At 71.9% G+C, this 19,488-nt stretch carries 19 protein-coding genes; 9 read left to right on the forward strand and 10 right to left on the reverse strand.

Translation table 11 applies throughout. The features are described from left to right. Window positions 1-95 precede the first annotated feature (95 nt). Window positions 96-875 carry a sulfite exporter TauE/SafE family protein gene (locus QCZ28_RS17810; protein WP_279517689.1) on the forward strand — a complete coding sequence of 260 codons (780 nt, stop codon included), beginning with the start codon at window positions 96-98 and terminating at the stop codon, window positions 873-875. 58 nt (window positions 876-933) lie between these two features. Here the strand turns inward: QCZ28_RS17810 and QCZ28_RS17815 are convergent, their stop codons facing one another. The 10 genes from QCZ28_RS17815 to QCZ28_RS17860 all read right to left on the reverse strand — a co-directional run bounded on the left by QCZ28_RS17815 (window position 934) and on the right by QCZ28_RS17860 (window position 9,688). Beyond that, window positions 934-1,995: an LLM class flavin-dependent oxidoreductase gene (locus QCZ28_RS17815; RefSeq protein ID WP_279517690.1), complete on the reverse strand. Its 1,062-nt coding sequence runs from the start codon at window positions 1,993-1,995 to the stop codon at window positions 934-936. A 99-nt stretch (window positions 1,996-2,094) separates the two neighbouring features. Next, a complete protein-coding gene (locus tag QCZ28_RS17820; protein ID WP_279517691.1) occupies window positions 2,095-2,646 on the reverse strand; it encodes an NAD(P)H-dependent oxidoreductase in 552 nt (183 codons plus the stop codon). Further along, window positions 2,643-2,786: a hypothetical protein gene (locus tag QCZ28_RS17825; protein ID WP_279517692.1), complete on the reverse strand. Its 144-nt coding sequence runs from the start codon at window positions 2,784-2,786 to the stop codon at window positions 2,643-2,645. Before QCZ28_RS17825 ends, QCZ28_RS17820 begins: the two co-directional genes overlap by 4 nt. Window positions 2,787-2,847: 61 nt before the next feature. Further along, entirely contained in the window at window positions 2,848-4,083 is a 1,236-nt protein-coding gene (locus QCZ28_RS17830; protein ID WP_279517693.1) for a vanadium-dependent haloperoxidase, read from the reverse strand. Between the two features lie 62 nt (window positions 4,084-4,145). Further along, window positions 4,146-5,210 carry an aldo/keto reductase gene (locus tag QCZ28_RS17835; RefSeq protein WP_279517694.1) on the reverse strand — a complete coding sequence of 355 codons (1,065 nt, stop codon included), beginning with the start codon at window positions 5,208-5,210 and terminating at the stop codon, window positions 4,146-4,148. Window positions 5,211-5,230: 20 nt separating this feature from the next. Then, on the reverse strand, window positions 5,231-6,568 hold the full coding sequence (locus QCZ28_RS17840) for an LLM class flavin-dependent oxidoreductase (protein WP_279517695.1): 1,338 nt from the start codon (window positions 6,566-6,568) through the stop codon (window positions 5,231-5,233). After that, window positions 6,565-7,302: an ABC transporter ATP-binding protein gene (locus QCZ28_RS17845; protein ID WP_279517696.1), complete on the reverse strand. Its 738-nt coding sequence runs from the start codon at window positions 7,300-7,302 to the stop codon at window positions 6,565-6,567. The genes QCZ28_RS17840 and QCZ28_RS17845 overlap by 4 nt, the downstream gene beginning before the upstream one ends. Next, window positions 7,278-8,114: an ABC transporter permease gene (locus QCZ28_RS17850; RefSeq protein ID WP_279517697.1), complete on the reverse strand. Its 837-nt coding sequence runs from the start codon at window positions 8,112-8,114 to the stop codon at window positions 7,278-7,280. Before QCZ28_RS17850 ends, QCZ28_RS17845 begins: the two co-directional genes overlap by 25 nt. Beyond that, entirely contained in the window at window positions 8,111-9,175 is a 1,065-nt protein-coding gene (locus QCZ28_RS17855; protein WP_279517698.1) for an ABC transporter substrate-binding protein, read from the reverse strand. The genes QCZ28_RS17850 and QCZ28_RS17855 overlap by 4 nt, the downstream gene beginning before the upstream one ends. Continuing rightward, entirely contained in the window at window positions 9,176-9,688 is a 513-nt protein-coding gene (locus tag QCZ28_RS17860; RefSeq protein WP_279517699.1) for a flavin reductase family protein, read from the reverse strand. 618 nt (window positions 9,689-10,306) lie between these two features. Between QCZ28_RS17860 and QCZ28_RS17865 the strand changes: the two genes are divergently transcribed. From QCZ28_RS17865 to QCZ28_RS17900, 8 genes are all read left to right on the forward strand, one after another. Beyond that, complete coding sequence (locus QCZ28_RS17865; protein ID WP_279517700.1) at window positions 10,307-11,170, forward strand: DUF1684 domain-containing protein; 864 nt, start codon at window positions 10,307-10,309, stop codon at window positions 11,168-11,170. A 31-nt stretch (window positions 11,171-11,201) separates the two neighbouring features. Continuing rightward, window positions 11,202-11,735: a flavin reductase family protein gene (locus tag QCZ28_RS17870; protein WP_279517701.1), complete on the forward strand. Its 534-nt coding sequence runs from the start codon at window positions 11,202-11,204 to the stop codon at window positions 11,733-11,735. Window positions 11,736-11,827: 92 nt separating this feature from the next. Continuing rightward, a complete protein-coding gene (locus QCZ28_RS17875) occupies window positions 11,828-12,877 on the forward strand; it encodes a zinc-binding dehydrogenase (protein ID WP_279517702.1) in 1,050 nt (349 codons plus the stop codon). 298 nt (window positions 12,878-13,175) lie between these two features. After that, window positions 13,176-14,819 carry an ABC transporter substrate-binding protein gene (locus QCZ28_RS17880; RefSeq protein ID WP_279517703.1) on the forward strand — a complete coding sequence of 548 codons (1,644 nt, stop codon included), beginning with the start codon at window positions 13,176-13,178 and terminating at the stop codon, window positions 14,817-14,819. Beyond that, window positions 14,816-15,745, forward strand: coding sequence for an ABC transporter permease (locus QCZ28_RS17885; protein ID WP_279517704.1), 930 nt, complete (start codon window positions 14,816-14,818; stop codon window positions 15,743-15,745). Before QCZ28_RS17880 ends, QCZ28_RS17885 begins: the two co-directional genes overlap by 4 nt. A gap of 3 nt (window positions 15,746-15,748) precedes the next feature. Next, window positions 15,749-16,639: an ABC transporter permease gene (locus tag QCZ28_RS17890; RefSeq protein WP_279517705.1), complete on the forward strand. Its 891-nt coding sequence runs from the start codon at window positions 15,749-15,751 to the stop codon at window positions 16,637-16,639. Beyond that, window positions 16,639-18,282, forward strand: coding sequence for an ABC transporter ATP-binding protein (locus tag QCZ28_RS17895; RefSeq protein WP_279517706.1), 1,644 nt, complete (start codon window positions 16,639-16,641; stop codon window positions 18,280-18,282). Before QCZ28_RS17890 ends, QCZ28_RS17895 begins: the two co-directional genes overlap by 1 nt. Beyond that, a complete protein-coding gene (locus QCZ28_RS17900) occupies window positions 18,279-19,487 on the forward strand; it encodes an LLM class flavin-dependent oxidoreductase (protein WP_279517707.1) in 1,209 nt (402 codons plus the stop codon). Before QCZ28_RS17895 ends, QCZ28_RS17900 begins: the two co-directional genes overlap by 4 nt. Window position 19,488 lies beyond the last annotated feature (1 nt).

The following is a 19,488-nucleotide window of genomic DNA, read 5'->3' on the forward strand; positions in this document are numbered from 1 at the left end:
CGCACCGTAGCACCGATGATCGTTCCGATAGCCTAGTAAAGCGGTAGGTCTTAAGGTTTAACTGGTATCCGAACTCAAACCTCAGGCTGGTGCTGGTGACCTGGCAGAGTGGAGCCCTCGGATTCGCCGCAGGCCTGCTGATCTCTCTGATCACCTCCCCGGTCGGCGTGTCCGGCGCCGTGTTCCTGCTTCCGGTGCAGCTCAGCCTCCTGCACGTGCCGAGCCCGGCTGTCACCCCGACCAACCTGCTGTTCAACATCGTCGCCGGGCCCGGAGCGCTCCTGCGCTACCGACGTGCCGGCGAGCTGGCCGGTCCGCTGACCTGGCTCATCCTCGCCGGCACCCTGCCCGGCGTCGTCTTCGGCGCTTGCGTCCGCGTCTTCGTCATCCCCGGCCCGCGCGCCTTCCGACTCGTCGTTGCCGCGGTCCTGTTACCCCTCGGCATCTGGCTGATCGCCCGCGCCGCATGCTCAGGGACTCCCGATCGGCAACCGCTCAGCCGCCGCACCATCCTCGGCCTTGGCGCAGTGGTCGGCACCATCGGCGGCATCTACGGCATCGGCGGCGGCTCCCTGCTCGGCCCCCTCCTCGCCGGTCGTGGCACCCCGATGACAACTATTGCCCCTGCGGCGTTGGCCTGCACGTTCCTCACCTCGATCGCGGGTGCCGCCAGCTACTGCCTGCTCGCGCTCGCAACCGACGGCGACATCGCACCACACTGGACCCTCGGCCTGCTCTGCGGTGCCGGCGGGCTCATCGGCGGCTATGTCGGTGCCCGGCTGCAACCACGACTGCCCGAACGCGCACTTCGGCTGCTGCTCGGCAGCCTCGCCGCAGCCCTCGCGGTCCTCTACCTCAGTCAGGGCATCCGCTGACCGGGCCCTCCGGCCAGGTCAGCCGGTGGCAGATCCACATAGGTTCCGCGGCACAGCCTCAGGTGCGCAGCAGTGGCAGCAGTTGGTCGCCCTGGCGCGTGATTTCGGGAAGGTAGGGCGTGTCGGAGAGCACGAAGTGGGTGACGCCCAGCCGCTGGTATTTGCGCAGCGAGCTCGCCACGTCCTCGGCGGAGCCCACCAGCCACGTGGTGCCCGCTCCGCCGCCACCGTATCTGCCAGGGGCGGTGTAGAGGTTGTCGTCGAGGATCTCTCCGCGGGCGGCGAGGTCGAGCAGCCGGCGCTGACCGACGGCGGTCTGCCAGTTCTGGTCGCGTACCGCGCCCGTGCGTTCGGCCATGTCGGCGACTTTGGCTTCGGCATCGGCCCAGGCCTGTTCGGTGGTGTCCCGCACCAGTGTGGTGACCCGCAGCCCGAACTCCAGCGGGGCGTGCTCGCGTCCCAGTTTCTCGCTGAGCTGGGTGAGTCGCTCGATCCGATCGGCCACGCCGTCTAGTGGCTCGCCCCAGAAGAGTTGGACGTCTGCCTCGGTGGCGGCCACCTCTTCGGCGGCGGGGGAGGCACCGCCGAAGTAGAGCCGGGGATGTCTGCGTTCGCCGCTGACGACCGGTCGGAGCGCCAGGGTGGAGCCGGTCACGGTGAAGTGCTCGCCCTGGTAGGTGACGCTCTCCTCGGTCCACAGCTTCCGGACGATCTGGAGGAACTCTCTGGTGCGGGCGTAGCGGTGGGCCGGGTCGCTCTCGCCGTCGCCGTAGGCCGCCAGGTCGTCCTTGCCGGAGACGATGTTGATCAGCGTTCGGCCACCGCTGAGGTGGTCGAGCGTCGCGGCGGCGGAGGCGAAGTTGGCGGGCCGCCAGTAGCCGGGTCGGATCGCGATCAGCGGCTGGAACGTGGTCGTCCGGGCGGCGAGCGCGGTGGCGACCGTGAACGTGTCGGGCCGTCCCCAGCCGGTCCCGATGAGCGCGCCGCCCCACCCGTGCTCCTCAAGAGCCCTGGCGTGGCCGGTGAGGGTATCCAGGCTGTTGTGGTTGTCGATCACGTCGTCTCCCCGGTGGCCGGGGTGGACCTGGTTCGGGATGTACCAGAGGAACTCGGAACTCATCGGTGGCGGCCTTCCAGTTCGGTGGAATGGCGGCAGCGGTCATCGCCCGCAGCGGGCGGTGACCGAGCCACCTGCGGGGTGAGCCGGGTCAGGGTCGGGTCACGCCACGCCGGCCCGCTGTGCGCCGATCGCGGTGGTGTGCTGGTCGGCCCACTGCGCCGCGATGTCGGACACGTCTGCCAGCTGCGACTCGAGCACGGCGAGCGGTGGCGCCGGGACCTGTGCGCCCAGCTCGACGAGCACGTCGCGCAGGGCCGACGCGGCCGCCTCGGCGTGCGCCGGTGCGGCGGCCACGGCTATCGGCACCGCGACCACCTCGGCCAGTTCCCGGTGCCCGAACTGGTCCAGGAAGATCTTCAACAGCCCGGTGTAGCTGCCCTTGTACGTCGGTGTCGCGACGACCAGCAGCCGCGCCGACCGGACCGCCGCGAACGGATCAGCATCGGTCTTCGCCCCGTACGCCGGTTCCGGTCCGAAGGACACTCCGACGATCTCGGCCAGCTCCAGCACCTGGACGGCGCTCGGTGATTCGTTCAGCCGATCCAGGAGTGCCGCGGCGACCGCCTCGGCGGTGCCCCGGGTACGCGACCCGGCACGAGGGTTACCCACCAGCACGACGACGTCCGGGGTCGACGACGGTCTGTCGCTCACCGGGCCACCTCGATTCGCCGCGCCGATGACCTGCCGCCACGGTTGAGCGGCGCCCCGGAAGAGTTGGACGTCGGCCGGTCGTCGCCGCGGTGACCGGGCTCGACCTGGTTCGGGTTGTAGCAGAGGAACTTTGGGCTCATCAGTGGGTCTCCCCGCTTCGGGGGCGGAGCGGCGATGGCCGCCCCGCCCCGGTGGGTCCGGTCAGCGGAACAGTCGTGGTGCGTTGCGCAGCGTGTGCGCGGCAACGTCGCGGCCGAGCCGGACGCCGGCCTCGTCCGCGGTACGGGTGTGGATGCCCGACCACACCCGGGCGTCGACGTTCTCCCTGGTGGGTCGCTGCCAGTCGCGGTAGGTCCGGGTGGCGCCGGGCTGGCTCGGGCTGGTGATGGTGTACGGCACCCGGGCCTGCGGTCCCAGCAGGGCGGTGAGCACCTGCTCGGCGGCCCCGGAGTAGGTGTTGTGCCCGCTCGGGTAGTCCGGGTGCGCCGGCGTGGTGTGCAGCGGCGTCCAGGCCGGATCGCCGCCCGCGTCGGCCCGGATGGCGGTGACCGGTCGCCAGCGGAGGTGGGCGTACTTGGCGTCGGAGGTCGCGATCTGGGTGTCCACGAGCGCGACGTGGAAGATGGCCACGAGGCTCGCCCGCCCGGCGACCGGCCCGGTGGACTGCGCGAGCGCGGCGCGCAGGATCCCGGTGTAGAGAGTCAGTGAGGAGCCGAGCCAGAACGTCGCCGTGTCGGTCTGCTGCGGTGTGCGTACCGCGCTGTCCACCGCCCCGTACGCCCGGACCTCGGCGAGGTCCGCCCGGTAGCGCTCCGAGTTGAGCGCGGGCGGTGGACCGGGCCGGTACCGGTCCGCGCGGTCGAGCAGGAAAGGCCGGGCGAAGCGGGTTCCGGCCTGCTGGGCGGGGGAGAAGCTCGGTGGGGTGGGCTGCCAGCTACCCGGACCCGGTTCGGGGTTCGGATACGCCGGGTTGACCGAGGCGGGGTCGAGCCCGTCGCCCGTGCGCTGGCCCAGCAGCCGTTGTGCTTCGGCACGGCCGGCGGCCGCGCCCCGGTCCTTGGCCCGCCCGTCGGGGATCCGGCCCAAGGTGGTGTGCAGTGCCGTGTCGAGCGCGGCGGCACCGTCGGGTATCAGGGTGCTCAGCGCGGTATGGACGGCGGACGCGAGCGCGGCGTCCCGGTAGTGGCGGGGGTTTCCGGTGGGCGCGGTGCGGGTGGCGCGGGCCGCGGCAAGCCAGCTGATCGCCCACGCGCGGCTGTTGGTGACTTGTGGCCGGGTGCCGGTCGCGACGGCGGCAGCGGTGGCGTCGTACCACTCCAGAGCGGTGTCGGTCGTTGTGGTGGCGGCGGCCGGCGCTGCGGGCAGTCCGGCGACCAGGACGGCGGCCGTGATCAGCGTCACGCCGTGGCGCCAGCCGCGGAGGCTCGACAGGGTCATGATGCGGTGTCTCCTCGCGTGGGAGGGCTGGAACCGGAGGGAAGGCGACGCGCCACGGCTGCTCACCGGGCCGGCCCGGCGGCGCGTGGCGTCGTCCCGCCGCGCCGGCGGTGCGCCGGGTCGGCCAGTGACGGCGGCTGGTAGCCAGCGTCGGCCGGGTTCAGGGTGGTGCCGGGCGGGACGATGGCGTCGATCCGGTCCAGCACGTCCTTGGACAGCGTCACCTTGGCGGCGCCGAGCTGTGACTCCAGGTGTGCCAGGGTGCGCGGTCCGATGATCGCCGACGTGACCGCCGGGTGTTCCAGGACGAAGGCGATGGCGAGGTGGATGAGGGAGAGTCCGGCCTCGTCGGCGAGCGTGGCCAGTTCCTCGACGGCGATCAGTTTGGCGGCGTTGGCGGGGAGGGTCGGGTCGAAGCGGGCCGGGAGCCTCTCGGCGCGTCCGGAGATGGGCGCTGTCAGCCCGGAGTGGTAGCGGCCGGACAGCCAGCCGCCGGCGAGAGGGCTCCATGGGATGACCGCCAGCCCGTACTGCTGGGCCACCGGTAGCACCTCGCGTTCGATGCCGCGGGCCAGGATGGAGTACGGCGGCTGCTCGCTGACGACCCGTTCCCGCCCGCGCCGCTCTGCGATCCACTGGCCCTCGACGATGGCCGACGGCTCGAACGTGGACGTGCCGATGTAGCGGACCTTGCCCTGGCGTACCAGGTCGGTGAGCGCCCCGAGGGTTTCGTCGAAGTCGGTCTCCGGCTCCGGCCGGTGTGCCTGGTAGAGGTCGATCCAGTCGGTGCCGAGCCGGCGCAGGCTGTTCTCGACCGATCGGACGATCCAGCGGCGGGAGTTGCCCCGGTGCTGCGGGTTGTCACCGACCTGCCCGTGAAATTTGGTGGCCAGGAAGACGTCGTCACGCCGCCCGCCCGCGAGGGCCTTGCCGACGATCTCCTCCGACTCGCCGTTGGAGTAGACGTCGGCGGTGTCGATGGCGTTGATGCCCTCGTCGAGGGCCCGGTGGATGATCCGGATGCCGTCCTCGTGGTCCGGGTTGCCCCGTTGTCCGAAGTTCATCGCGCCGAGGGTCAGGGAGCTGATGCGGACGCCGGTGCGTCCGAAGGGTCGCTGGTCGACCATGACTTCTCCTTCGTGTCGGGTCAGCGGTTCGCTGTCGCCAGCGGCCGCGTGAACTGGTTGGCAGGTCGGGGCAGCCCGTAGTGCTCGCGCAGGGTGGTCCCGGTGTACTCGTTGCGGAACAACCCGCGGCGTTGCAGGATCGGCACGACGTGCTCGACGAACGTCTCCAGCCCGGACGGCAGCACGGGAGGCATGATGTTGAAGCCGTCGGCCGCGCCACTGCGATGCCACTCCTCGATGGCGTCGGCGACCTGCTCCGGTGTGCCGGCGAAGGTCCGGTGCCCGCGTCCGCCGCCGAGCCTGCCGATGAGTTGGCGGACGGTCAGGCGTTCGCGCCGGGCCAGCGTGACGATCAGTGTGTAACGGCTCTTGGCACCCTCGATCTCGTCTTCGCTCGGCAGGTCGGCGGGCAGTTCCCTGTCCAGGTCGAGGTCTTCCGGGGCGATCCGCAACGTCGTGGCGAGCTGCTGCCGGGCGTACTCCGGTTTGATCAACCGGTCCAGCTCCTCCTCCAGCGCGCGGGCCTCGGCCTCGGTGGACCCGATGGCCGGCACGATGCCCGGCAGGATCTTGATGGTGTCCGGGTCGCGGCCGGCCTGCGCGGTACGCCGCTTGAGGTCGTGGTAGAACGCCTGCGCCTCGTCGAGCGTCTGTTGGGCGGTGAAGACGGCCTCCGCGTAGCGGGCGGCCAGGTCCTTGCCGTCCTCGGAGGACCCGGCCTGTACCAGCAGGGGATAGCCCTGCGGGGAGCGGGGGACGTTGAGCGGTCCGGCGACCCGGAAGTGCCGCCCGGAGTGCTCCGGCGGGTAGAGCAGTTCGTCGTCGCCCCACCGCCCGCCGTCCTTGTCGCCCAGCGGCGCGGCGTCGTCCCAGCTGTCCCAGAGCTTCTGCGACACCTCGATGAACTCGGCTGCCCGCTCGTACCGGTCCCGGTGCGCCGGCAGATCGTCGAGGTTGAAGTTCCGGGCGGCCTTCTCGCCGGCGGTGGTGACGATGTTCCAGCCGGCCCGGCCGCCGCTGATGTGGTCCAGCGATGCGAACCGGCGGGCCAGGTTGAACGGCTCGTTGTACGTCGTCGACGCCGTCGCGATGAGCCCGATGTGGTTCGTCGCGCCGGCCAGGGCGGTGAGCAGCACGGTCGGCTCCAGCGTGCCGCCCGGACGTCGACCGATGCTGTTCCACAGCACCGGGCTGTCGGCGAGGAAGAGCGAGTCCAGCTTGCCCCGCTCGGCGATGCGCGCCAGCCGGGTGAAGTGCGCGACGTCGGTCTGCGCGAACGGGTCGCTCTCCGGCAGCCGCCAGGCCGCCTCGTGGTGGCCGACGCCCATCAGGAACGCGTTGAGGTGCAGCATGCTCATCCTTCCGTCTCGTCGACGCCGAGCGCCCGCAGCAGGGTCTCGCGGTACGCGAGGAACTGCTGCTGTCGGTACGACCGCGGTGCCGGCAGGTCGATGGCGAGGTCGACGGCGATCCGCCCGCTGTCCAGCAGCAGCACCCGGTCGGCCAGGGTGATCGCTTCGTCGACGTCGTGTGTCACCAGCAGCACCGTGGGTCGGTGCCGGGCATGGAGTACGCGCAGCAGGGCGTGCATGCGCAGTCGGGTCAGCGCGTCCAGCGCGCCGAACGGCTCGTCGGCGAGCAGCAGGTCCGGCTCGGACACCAGCGCCCGGGCCAGCGCCACGCGTTGCTGCTCGCCGCCGGACAGCTCGCTGGGCCAGGCCTGTTCCCTGCCCGACAGGCCGACCTCGCCGAGCGCCGCACGGCCGCGCTCGATGGCGTCCGGCCCGCGCAGGCCGAGAACGACGTTGTCCAGCACGCGCTGCCATGGCAGGAGTCGGGCGTCCTGAAAGACGACCGAGGAGTTCTCCGGTACGTCGGCCAGGCCTGACCCCGTGGCATCGCCATCCAGGCCGGCGAGCGCACGCAGCAGGGTGCTCTTGCCCGAGCCGCTGCGCCCCAGCAGCGCGACGAACTCGCCGGTGCCGATCTCCAGGTCGAATCCGTCCAGGACCACCCGGTCCCCGAATCCTCGCGCCAGGCCCTGCACTCGTACCGCGCGGGAGGCGGTCAGTCCGCCAGCGTGCGTCGCCACGACAGCGCCCTCCTCTGCGCAAGCCGCACCGCGCCGTCGGACAGCAGCCCGAGCAGGCCGTACAGCACGAGTCCGACGATGATGACGTCGGTCTGGCCGTACTGGCGGGCCAGCTCCATCATGTAGCCGATGCCGCTTGTCGAGTTGATCTGCTCGACGACCACCAGGGACAGCCAGGCCCCGACGACCGCGAACCGCATGCCGAGCAGGAAGCCGGGCAGCGCGCCGGGAAGCACGATCCGGCGGATGAAGGCGGTACGCCGCAGCCGCAGCGATTCGCCCAGTTCGACGTACCGGCTGTCGATGGTGCGTAGCCCGTTGTGGGTATGGATGTAGACGGGCACGAACACGCCGAGCGTGATGGTGATGACCTTCATCTCCTCGCCGATGCCGAACCAGAGCACGAGCAGCGGAATCAGCGCGAGCGCCGGGATGGCCCGCTTGATCTGGATCGGCCCGTCGAGGATGGCCTCGCCCCACCGGCTCAGACCGGCGAGTACGGCCAGGAGCGTGCCGACGGCGGTGCCGATGGCGAGGCCCAGGCCGGCCCGTTGCGCCGAGACGGCCAGGTTGTCCTGTAGTCGGCCGTCGGCGATGAGGTCACCGGCCGTGGTCACCACGGTCCAGGGCGCCGACAGGGTGCGGGGGTCGATCCAGCCGGCCGCCGAGCCGGCCGTCCACACCGCCAGGAGCAGGGTCGGACCGATCGCCGCCCCGAACGGGATGGGGCGGCCCGGCTTGAGCCGGCGTCGCGGCCGGCCGGTGGGAGCGGCGGCGTCCGACCGAGGTCGGGCCAGGGTCGAGGCGGTCACTGGGCACCTCCGGCAGTCAAGGCCTGCGCGCCCACCGACTCGTACCGTCGGTCGTACAGGTCCTCCGCCTTCAGGGGCTTGTTGCCGGTCTCCTTCGCCAGCAGGTCGATGGTCTCCTGGTGCCGGGCGATGGCCTCGGTCCAACTCACCGGGATGTCGGCCACGCCGCCGTTCTGGACCAGCCACCTGCCGTCGTCGGCGGTCAGGCCCTGGTCCTTGACGTAGTACCGCTCGATCCACTCGTCGGGATTGGCCTCGCGCCACCGCCAGGCCCGCGCCCACGCCTGCACGTACTCGCGGATCGCCGCCGCCTTCGCCGGATCACCGAGCACGGTGACGGGCGCGTACAGGTGACCGGGGTCGTCGCGCAGGCCGTGCGCGATCGTCGTGGCGCCGTCCCGGGTGTACTTGGTCTCGTACCGTTTGATCTGCACCCCTCCGATCGGCGCGACCTCGACCTGGCGGCTGGCGAGCGCCGTGTTGTAGACGTCACCGGTGCTCGGCAGCTCGACCAGCTTGACGTCCTTCTTGGTAAGGCCGGCCTTGTGGAGCACCCGCAGCACCAGTGCTCCCTGCGCCTGCCCGGGGCTGTACGCGATCTTCTTCCCGCGGAGGTCGGCGAGGGTGGCGACCGTCAGGCCGGGTGCGACGCCGAGCCGGTAGATGGCGTGGTTGAGCGGGTCCTGACGGAACTTCGAGGCCACGATCTTCGTGGGGATGCCGGTCCAATGCGAGTGGATCGGCGGGATGTCCGCCACCGAGCCGATGTCCAGCGCCTTCGCGCGGAATGCCTCCAGGGTCTGCGGGCCGCCGCTGATGTTCGCCCATTCCACCTCGAAGCTGAACTTGTCCGCCTCGCCGGAGAACTCGATCGCCTTCTGGTGCTCCTTGTCGCCGACGACCAGCTTGGTGCCCTTCGGTACGGCCTCAGGCAGCGGCGCGCCCGCGGCCAACGCCACGTCGGGGGTGTCGTCGCCGGCGCAGGCGGTCAGGCCCAGTGCGACCGCGCCGAGGGTCGCGGACAGGAACGCCCGACGGTCCAGGAGGGAGGGTGACGTCACTTACAACTCCTTCGTCGCTGGTTGCAGGGCGGCGTAGCGCCCCATGTGGTAGAGCAGAGGAGCACCGTCTCGGTGACTGGCGACCAGCGGCTCGGCGATCACGATTGCGTGGTCGCCCGCGGGCACCCGTTGGGTCACGCGACAGAGGAGCCACGCGACCGGCTCGTCCAGTAGCGGCACCCGGTGCGGCCCGTACCGCCACGCTGGATGTGCGGCGAACCGGTCGATGCCGCTCGTCGCGAAGGTCCGCGCGACGTCCTCCTGGTTCTCGCCGAGCAGGTGTACGGCGACGTGCTCCGCGTCGGCGATTGTCGGCCAGCTCGACGACGATCGGGCCAGGCAGAACGACACCAGCGACGGCCGTAGCGACACCGACGTCAGCGAGGTGGCGGTGAATCCGACCGGTGGCTCGCCTGCGGCGGTGACCACCGCGACTGAGGCGGCGTGCCGGCGTAGAAGAGCACGGAAGGTGTCCGGGTTGACCGGAGTCGTGGGTTCGGCGATGACGGTCATGGCTGTCCTCCTGGGTCGATGAAGACAGCTGCGTGCCGCCACGAGTACGCGTGGACGTAGGGCGGCGAGCAACCGTCGATCGGTGCGAGGAGTCGGCTGCCGGTCGTCGTCGAGCCGGCGGCGCGAGTGGGGAAGAGGGGAGCGCGGGCTCAGCGGCAGCAGCCGCAGGCGGTGGTCCAGCCACGGCAGCATCCCCGCGACACCGCGATGGCGGTGCCCCGAAGCAGGGTGTGTTGGCTGGTCACGGATACGACGCTAACCCACAATTCCTACGTGTCAAGTGGGATTTCAGGCCCTGGGACTCGTCGGCGATACGCCATCACGACATCCAGCACCAGCGATCCCGGCGGATCCGGCCTGGCACCACCCGGTGCCGCCTGGCTCCGGGGGCTTGAAATCCTACTTGTTTGGTAGGAAAATCGGTCCATGCTGCCTGTTCGGCTGTTCACCTCCCGCCGGGTCGTCGACCTGATGCGGGTCGCCGCGCAGCTCTGTCGCGTGGCGACCCTTCCGGCCTGAGCGGGCGGTCCCTGCCCGTCGGGCGTCGTCCCGCCGGCTCGCGTCCGGCAGCTCCACACCCGTTTCCGAGCGGTCGCACGTCAACGAGAGGGATCGGTCATGACCAGTGATCTCGCACCAACCGCACCCGCCGACGCCACACAATCCACCCGCACGTTCGCCGATGACTGGCAGGAGTGGCACCGCAGGCACGAGGAGGCGCGGGCGGACGGCCACGGCTTCCTCGCCGTGGCCGGACTGCACTGGCTCGCCGCGGAGCCGCAGCGGTTCCCCGGTGTGCCCGGAACGTGGCACACCGGGACGGGCGGGCCGGTGGTGACCGTCGCCGACGACGAGGAGATCGTCGTCGACGGCCGGCGCGTCCGGGACAGGCATGAGTTCGGGGCGATCGCCGAACGCTCCGGCATCACGGTAAACATCGACGGGGGCGTCCTCGAGGTGGCCCGGCGGGGTGGGCACGACATCCTCCGACCTCGACGCCCCGACCACCCGCTGCGGACGCGCTACCGGGGCACCGCCACCTACCCGCCCACCGAGCGGTGGGTGCTCCAGGGGCAGTTCGTGGCGTTCGACGATCCCCGACCGACCACCGTCGGCGCTGCCGTGGAGGGCCTCCAGCACGTCTACGACGCGCCCGGTCGGATCGAGTTCAGCGTCGACGGGCTGCCGCTGAGCCTGACCGCGTTCAACGGGCTGACACCCGGCAGTCTCTCGGTGCTGTTCACCGACAGCACCTCCGGCGTCACCACCTACCGGGCCAACCGGTCGCTGGCGGTCGGGGCGCCGGACGAGCACGGCCGGGTGACGCTGGACTTCAACCGGGCCGTCAACCTGCCGTGCGCCTACACCGACTTCGCGACCTGCCCGCTGCCACCGACGGAGAACCGGCTGCCGGTCGCCGTCGAGGCCGGCGAAAAGATCCCGTTCGAGCGGCTGACGGCCGACCTCGCCGCCCGTTCCTAGCGCTCCGTACCTCACCCCTCGGGAGGAACGCATGACCTCGTCCACCGACGACCCGACGGACGCCGACGTCGACGCGCTGCGCAGGTTGCTGCGCCACCAGGCCAGCACCGTCACGGTGGTCACCGCCCCCGGAGCGCCGCCGGTGGGTTTCACCGCGACATCGTTCACGTCGGTGTCGCTGACGCCGCCGATCGTCTCGTTCTGCCTGAACCTCGGCGCTTCCACGTGGCCGACGCTGGCGCAGGCCCGGCACGTGGCGGTGCACCTGCTCGCCCACGGCCAGCACGAGTTGGCACAGACCTTCGCCACGAGCGGCATCGACCGCTTCGCCGCTCCGACCCGCTGGCGGCCCGGGCCGAACGGACTGCCGATCCTCGACGGCACCCTGGCCTGGCTGGCGTGCCGGGTCGTCGACCGGGTGGTCGTCGGCGATCACGTGGTCGTGCTGGCCGAGCCGGAGCTGCTCCGGCACGCCGACGTCGGCTCCCCGTTGCTCTACCACCGGGGTCGCTACGCCGGTCTCGCGGACGCACCGGACGGCACGGCCCGTCGCGCCGCCGCCTGACCATTGGGCCGGTGTCTCTCGCCGGTCAAGGTCGACAGGATCGTCAGCGTGGGCCACCTGTCGAGAACCTCGCGAGGACTTGGAGGCTTGCTATGCGTGCGATCGTCGCCGCTCCGGACGTCGTCGAGGGGTTCGGGGCTATCGATGTCCCCGAGCCCGTACCCGGGCCGGGGCAGGTGCTCGTCGAGGTGCGGCACGCCGCCGTCAACGCCGGCGAGATCCGTCACCTCGATCTCTGGCCGGCCGGACGAGTTCTCGGGCACGATGCCGCCGGCGAGGTGCTGCGCGCCGCCGAGAGTGGCCCTGGTCCCCGGGTGGGAGACCGGGTGCTCGCCTTCGGGCCGGGGGCGTGGGCCCAACGCGCGGTGTTCGACCTGGACAGCGTCGCGGTGGTTCCCCCCGACGTCGACCTGTCCGAGGTTGCCGCGCTGCCGATGGTCGGCCTCACCGCGCTTCGAACACTGCGTGAGTCCGGTCCGCTGTCCGGGCGTCGCGTGCTGATCACCGGGGCGTCCGGGGGAGTGGGCCGGGTGGCCGTCCAGCTGGCTCGGCACGGGGGAGCGTACGTGATCGCCGCGGTCGGGTCGGCGGTCCGGGGCGACGGGCTGGCGGCGTTGGGGGCCGACGAGGTGGTGGTTGGCCTGACGGGTGTCGGCGACCCGGTCGACGTGGTGCTGGACACCGTGGGCGGCGCCCAACTGGTGGCCGCGTGGGGCCTGCTCGCGCCGGGCGGGGTGCTGCACAGCATCGGCTGGGCATCCGGTGAGCCGGCTGTCTTTCCGGTGAACTCCACCTTCGCCCCGGGCGCATCCCGGACGCTACGGTCCTTCGGCGACGCCTCCGCCCCGGCCGCCGATCTGGCGCTGCTCATGGACCTCGTGGCTCAGGGGGGTGCTGCGGGCGCCGATCGGCTGGCGCGGCTCGTGGCGTCGCCTCGGGGTCGCGATCGAGGCGCTGCGGGAGCGGCGGGTGCCGGGCAAGGTCCTGCTCGACCTGGATTGACGCACCCGAGCGGTGACGTGTCCGGCGGATTCGGTCCCGGCACAGCGCGGGTCCAGGTCGACCCGCCGGACACATTCCCTGTAAATCCTATAGCCATAGTAGGTATTGCGTCAACGAATCGGCGTCCTCACGTGCGATAGCCGACATCCGTCGGGCGATTCGTTGACACCACCGTGCGGGAAAGGTGGACTCGGCTCATGTCCAGCGAGCTGCGGCTGACGATCCGCGGCCACATCGACTTCGGTCGGGTGTGGTCGAGTTCCTGTCTGGCCTGACCGGCACCCCGCTTACCCGGCCCGCCCCACCGGCCCGCCGGGGTGGCGCTCAACGCCGAGCCGACCGCCGAGCCCTCCGCACCGACCCGTGACGACCCGCGCCCACCGCGCCGGGCCGCGTGTCGGCGTACCCGAACCGCCCGCCTGGACAGGAGACCTCGCCATGCCCGCCAACCGTCTGCGAACCCTCGCCGCCGCCGCGCTCGCCCCGCTGCTCGCCGTCGTCGCCGGCTGCTCCACCGCCGCCACGCCGGCCGCCGAAGCCGCCGGTCAACCCCGCTCCGGCGGAAGCCTCACCTGGGCCGTGGAGACCGAGCCGATCACCCTCAACCCGCACCAGTACGCCCAGGCCAAGGCCCGCCTACTGGTCTGGAACACCTTCGAGTCCCTGCTCACCTACGACAAGCAGGGCAAGCTGGTGCCGTGGCTGGCCACCGGCTGGCAGACCGCCCCGGACGGGTCGTCGTACACGCTGACACTGCGCGACGGCGTCACCTTCTCCGACGGCACGCCCCTGGACGCCGGGGCGGTGAAGGCGAACATCGACAAACTCCGCGAACCCGGGTACGCCCCCGCCGTCGCCGCCGTGCAACTGCGCAACCTCAAGGCCGTCGAGGTGGTCGACCCGCGCACCGTACGGCTCACCCTCACCAAGCCCGACGTGCTCATCCTCGATTTCCTCGCCTCCCCGCAGGGCGCCCAGATCTCGCCGAAGTCGTTGCGCGAGGCGAAGAACCTCAAGGCCGGCGGCGTCGACGTGGTCGGCACCGGACCGTTCGTGCTGGACCGCTACGTCCCCGGTCAGGAGTTGCACTACCGGCGCAACCCCGGCTACGACTGGGCGCCGCCCAGCGCGACCCACACCGGCCCCGCCTACCTCGACGAGATCACCTACCGGTTCCTCAAGGAGTCGGCGGTCCGCGTCGGCGCCATCACGTCGAGTCAGGTGCAGCTCGTCGAGGGTGTACCCGCCACCGACCAGCCACTGGTCACCGGCAACGCGAGACTGCGACTGAGCCGCGAACTCAACTCCGGCTCCGCCTACTCCTACTACTTCAACAGCTCCCATGCCCCCTTCGAGGACCTGCGGGTCCGGCAGGCGTTCCGGGAGGCCATTGACGTCGACACCGTGCTGCGGTCGGTCTACCGGGACACCGCCACCCGTGCCTGGAGTGTGATCAGCCCGTCCAGCCCGCTCTACGACAAGAGCCTCGAAGGCGGATACGGCGGCGACGCCGCCAAGGCGAACACCCTGCTCGACCAGGCCGGCTGGACTGCCCGGGACGCCGACGGCTTCCGGGTGAAGGACGGCAAGCGGCTCACCGTACGGCTGGTGCAGTCCGCGCCCTTCGTCCGGGACCGTCGCGACGTCCTCGCCCAGGCCGTGCAGGCCGCGGTCAAGCAGAGCGCCGGCATCGACCTGAAGGTCTCTCTCGTCGACCAGGGCACCGCCAACGAGGCGTTCGAGCGCAACGAGTACGAGGTGTTCGACAACTCCCGGGCCGACACCGACGCCGGTGCCGCGCTCAACCTGCTGCTGCACTCGAAGGGCGGCATCAACCGCGCCCGGGTCAACGATCCGCGCATCGACCAGCTCCTGGAATCCGGCCAGGTCACCGCCGACCCGGCGAAGCGGGCCGACATCTACGCCGAACTGCAGCAGCGCGTCGTCGCCGAGCAGGCACTGTTGCTGCCGCTCTACGCTCCGGCCGACCAGATCGCCGCCAGCACCAGCGTCGGCGGGGTGCGCTTCGAACCCACCGCCGGCGTACCAGCCAGCGCGTACGACCTGTGGATCGGGAAGTGACAGCCCTGCGCGCGGTGGCCCGTCGGATCGGTGCCGGCCTGGTCGTCCTCTGGGTCGCCGCGACCGCCGCCTACCTGGCACTGCTGGCCGCTCCCGGCGACACGGTGGACAACATCATCGGCGACGGCGCTGACACCCCGGACATCCGCGCCGAGATCATCGCCCAGTGGGGTCTGGACCGGCCCGCCATGGTGCAGTACGGCGACTATCTGGTGCGGCTCGTCAACGGTGACCTGGGCCGCTCCTACCTGTTGCAACGTCCGGTCTCCGACGTGATCGGCGAACAGCTCCTCCCCACTCTCGCGCTCGCGGTCGCCGCCGCCGGGCTCGGGGTGCTGCTCGCCCTGGTCATCGCGGTGGCCACCGCCGGGAACCGGCGACCGTGGCTGCGCCGGCTCAGCTCCGGCACCGAACTGCTGCTGGTCTCCACCCCGTCGTTCCTGATCGGGCTCCTGCTGCTCAGCGTGCTGTCGTTCCGGTTCACGTTCTTCCCGGTCTCCGGTGATCAGGGGGTCGGCGCGCTGGTGCTGCCCGCCGTGACCCTGGCGCTGCCCATCGCCGGGTTGCTGGCCCAGGTGCTCCGCGACGGCATCGACAAGGCACTCGACCAGCCGTTCGTGCTCACCGCCCGGTCGCGAGGCGTCCGGGAACGGGGTGTGCTGCTGCGTCACGCGCTGCGGCACGCCCTGCTGCCGGCCGTCAGCCTTGCCGGCTGGGTCTTCGGCATTGTGATCGGCGGCACCGTCATCGTCGAACAGGTCTTCGGTCGGCCCGGCCTTGGCCAGGTCATCCTCTCGGCCGTCTCCAACCAGGACATGCCGGTGGTGCTGGCCGTGGTCACCCTGTCCGCCGCCGGCTACGTCGTGGTCAACACCGCCGCCGACCTGGCGTACCTGCTGGTCGACCCGCGCCTGAGAAGGAGCTGACCGATGACCGTCACCCTCGGCCCGCTATCCAGCGACGCCCCCGCGCTGGCCCGCACCGCCCCGCCCACCCCGGTCGTGCGAAGAGGCCGTCGGCCCAGGCCCGGCCTGCTCGTCGCCGGGGCGTACCTGATCCTGCTGGTCATCGCGGCGGCCTGGCCTGCCGCGCTGGCCCCGGCCGACCCGCTCGCCGCCGACCCGCTCGCCGTGCTGTCGCCGCCCAGCGCGGCGCACTGGTTCGGGACCGACCACCTCGGCCGCGACGTCCTGACCCGGGTGGTGCACGGCGCCGGACACTCGCTCACCATCGGTGTCGCCGCCACCGCGATCGCGGTGACCGGTGGCGTGCTGCTCGGCCTGCTCGCCGGGCTCACGCACCGGGTCGCCGACGAGGCGCTCAGCCGCACGTTCGACGCGCTGTCGGCGTTCCCCATGCTGCTGCTGGCGCTGCTGTTCATCGCCATCGCCGGCCCCGGCACGGCCAGCCTGATCGGCGCCATCGGTATCGCCACCCTGCCGCACCACGCCCGGGTGGTTCGTGGTCAGACGTTTTTGGTCCGCCGCTCCGGCTTCGTCGAACAGGCCGTCACCTTCGGGCAGTCCCGGCCGCAGCTGGTGCTGCGGCACGTGCTGCCGAACGTCGTCGGCCCGGTGCCGGTGCTCGCCGTGATCGGGCTCGGTGAGGCGATCCTGGCCGCCGCCGGGCTCAGCTTCCTCGGCATGGGCCCCCAGCCGCCGTCGCCGGAGTGGGGCGCGATGCTCTCCGAGGGGCGCAACTACCTCCAGGTGGCGTCGTGGATCAGCATCCTGCCCGGCCTGGCCGTCACCGCCACCGTGGTCTCGTTGACCGTCGTCGGCCGGCACTGGCAGGCCCGCTTCGACGGGCGGCGGCGCTGATGGCGCCGCTGGTCACGGTCGGGGACCTGCACGTCGACTTCGACACCCCGACCGGCCCGGTGGCCGCGGTGCGCGGGATCAGCTTCACCGTCGAGCGTGGCGAGTGCGTGGCAGTCGTCGGGGAGTCCGGCTCCGGCAAGAGCGTCACCGCCCGTACCCTGGTCGGTCTTGCCGGCCCGGGCGCACGGGTCCGCGCCGCCCGGCTCGACCTGGCCGGGGAGGACGTGCGGACGCACCGCGCACGGGACTGGCGTCGGGTCCGTGGACGCCTCGCCGGGCTGGTCCTCCAGGACGCGCTGGTCTCCCTCGACCCGCTGCGGACGGTGGGCGCCGAGGTCGGCGAGGTGCTCACCACCCACGGCATCGTCGGCCGCCGGGAACGGGCCGGTCGGGTCGCCCACCTGCTCGACCTGGTCCACCTGCCGGAGCCGGAGCGTCGGGCGCGACAGTATCCGCACCAGCTCTCCGGCGGGCTGCGGCAGCGCGCGCTGATCGCCTCGGCGATCGCCGGGGAACCGGCCCTGCTCATCGCCGACGAACCGACCACCGCGCTGGACGTCACCGTGCAGGCCCAGATCCTGCGGCTGCTCGCCGAACGGCGGGCCGCCGGGGTGAGCCTGCTGCTGGTCAGTCACGACCTGGCCGTGGTCGCCCAGGTCGCCGACCGGGTGCTGGTCATGCGCGACGGTCGCATCGTCGAGCACGGACCCACCGACCGGCTGCTGCGGGCACCGGAACATCCGTACACCCGGCAGTTGCTGGCCGCGGTGCCCTCCGCCACCTCGCGGGGCCGCCGGCTCGCCGGGGCACCCCCGCCCGGGGGCGCACGGGCGGCGCTGCCCGCCCGGCCCGAGGTCCGCGCCGACGACACAGTGCTCGACGTAAGCGGCCTCACCAAGAGGTACGGCGAGCACACCGTCGTGCAAGACGTCTCCTTCACCATCGCCCGGGGCGAGACGCTCGGCTTGGTGGGCGAGTCCGGCTCTGGTAAGAGCACCGTCGCCCGGATCGTCACTGGGTTGCTCGACCCCGACGCGGGCGCCGTCACCTTTGAGGGAACCGCGTGGGCCGGCGTGCCGGAACGGGCCCGCCGCCCGCTACGGCGCAGATTGCAGCTCATCTCGCAGGACCCGCTGAGCTCCTTCGACCCCCGCTACCCGGTGGGGCGGGTCGTCGCGGAGAACCTCGACCCGGACGTCAGCCGCGCCGACCGCCGCGAACACGTCGTCGAGCTGCTGCGTCGCGTCGGTCTCGGCGCGGACCTGCTCGATCGGCACCCTCGACAGCTCTCCGGCGGGCAACGGCAGCGGGTCGCCATCGCCCGCGCGATCGCCCCGCGACCGAGTCTGATCATCTGCGACGAACCGGTCTCCGCCCTCGACGTCTCCGTCCAGGCGCAGGTCCTCGACCTGCTGGCCGAGCTACGCGCCGTCGACGGCACCGCGCTGCTGTTCATCTCGCACGACCTGGGCGTGGTGCACCACCTGAGCGACCGGGTGCTGGTGATGCACGACGGGCGGGTGGTCGAGCAGGGACCGGTCGGCGACGTCTTCACCTACCCCCGACACGACTACACCCGATCGCTGCTCGACGCGCTGCCCACGCTCGTCGCCGCCGGCCGACCGCAGGAGGAACGCCCATGACCGAGAAGACCCTGCACCTGGCAGTCGCCCTCGACGGCCTCGGCTGGCACCCGGCCGCCTGGCGTCTCTCCCGCGCCGGTGCGTCGGCGCCGCTGACCGCCCGCTACTGGGCGGCCCTCGCCGGGGAGGCCGAGCGCGCCGCCCTGGACCTGCTCACCTTCGAGGACAGCCTGGACCTCCAGTCGACGCGACCCGACGGCCCCGACGGCCGGGTCGACCAGCTCCGCGGACGCCTCGACGCGGTGCAGATCGCGGCCCGGTTGGCCCCGCTGACCCGGCACATCGGGCTGGTGCCGACCACCAGCACCACCCACACCGAACCGTTCCACCTCGCCACCGGGGTCGCCACGCTCGACCACCTCAGCGGCGGCCGGGCCGGCTGGCGGCCCCGGGTCTCCGCCCGGCGAGCCGAGGCCGGTCACTTCGGCCGTCGGGAGATCCCCGCGCTGGATCCGGCCCGGCTCGACGACCCGGAGATCGTCCGACTCGTCGATGACCTCTTCGCCGAGGCCGGCGACGCCGTCGAGGTGGTCCGCCGGCTGTGGGACAGCTGGCAGGACGACGCCGAGATCCGGGACGTCGCCAGCGGACGGTTCGTCGACCGGGAACGGCTGCACTACATCGACTTCGTGGGTCGGTGGTTCTCGGTCAAGGGCCCCTCCATCGTGCCCCGCTCCCCGCAGGGCCAGCCGGTGGTGGCCGCGCTGGCCCACTCGTCGGTGCCGTACGCCTTCGCCGCCCGGCACGCCGACGTCGTCTTCGTCACCCCGACCGACGCCGCGCACGCCGCCGCGATCGTCGCCGAGGTCCGGGCCGCCGAGGCGGCCGTCGGCCGGACCGAACCGCCGCTGCGCGTGCTCGCCGACCTGAATGTCCTGCTCGACGAGTCGCCGACCCTCGCCCGCCGACGCGGTGCGCGTCTCGACGAGCTGCACGGCCAGGAGCCCAGCTCGGACGCGGCCACCTTCACCGGAACGGCGGCCGACCTGGCGGACCTGCTCGCCACCTGGCAGCGCTCGGGTGTGGACGGTTTCCGGTTGCGACCCGCAGTGCTTCCCCACGACCTGACCTTGATCACCCGTGCGCTGGTGCCCGCGCTGCGGGGACGGGGTCTGTTCCGCACCGGATATCCCGGCGGGACACTGCGCGACCTGCTCGGCCTGCCCCGACCGGCCAGCCGGTACGCCGTCGCGGCGACCGCCTGAT

It is taken from the genome of Micromonospora sp. DH14, from assembly GCF_029809455.1.
Lineage (GTDB): Bacteria > Actinomycetota > Actinomycetes > Mycobacteriales > Micromonosporaceae > Micromonospora > Micromonospora parva.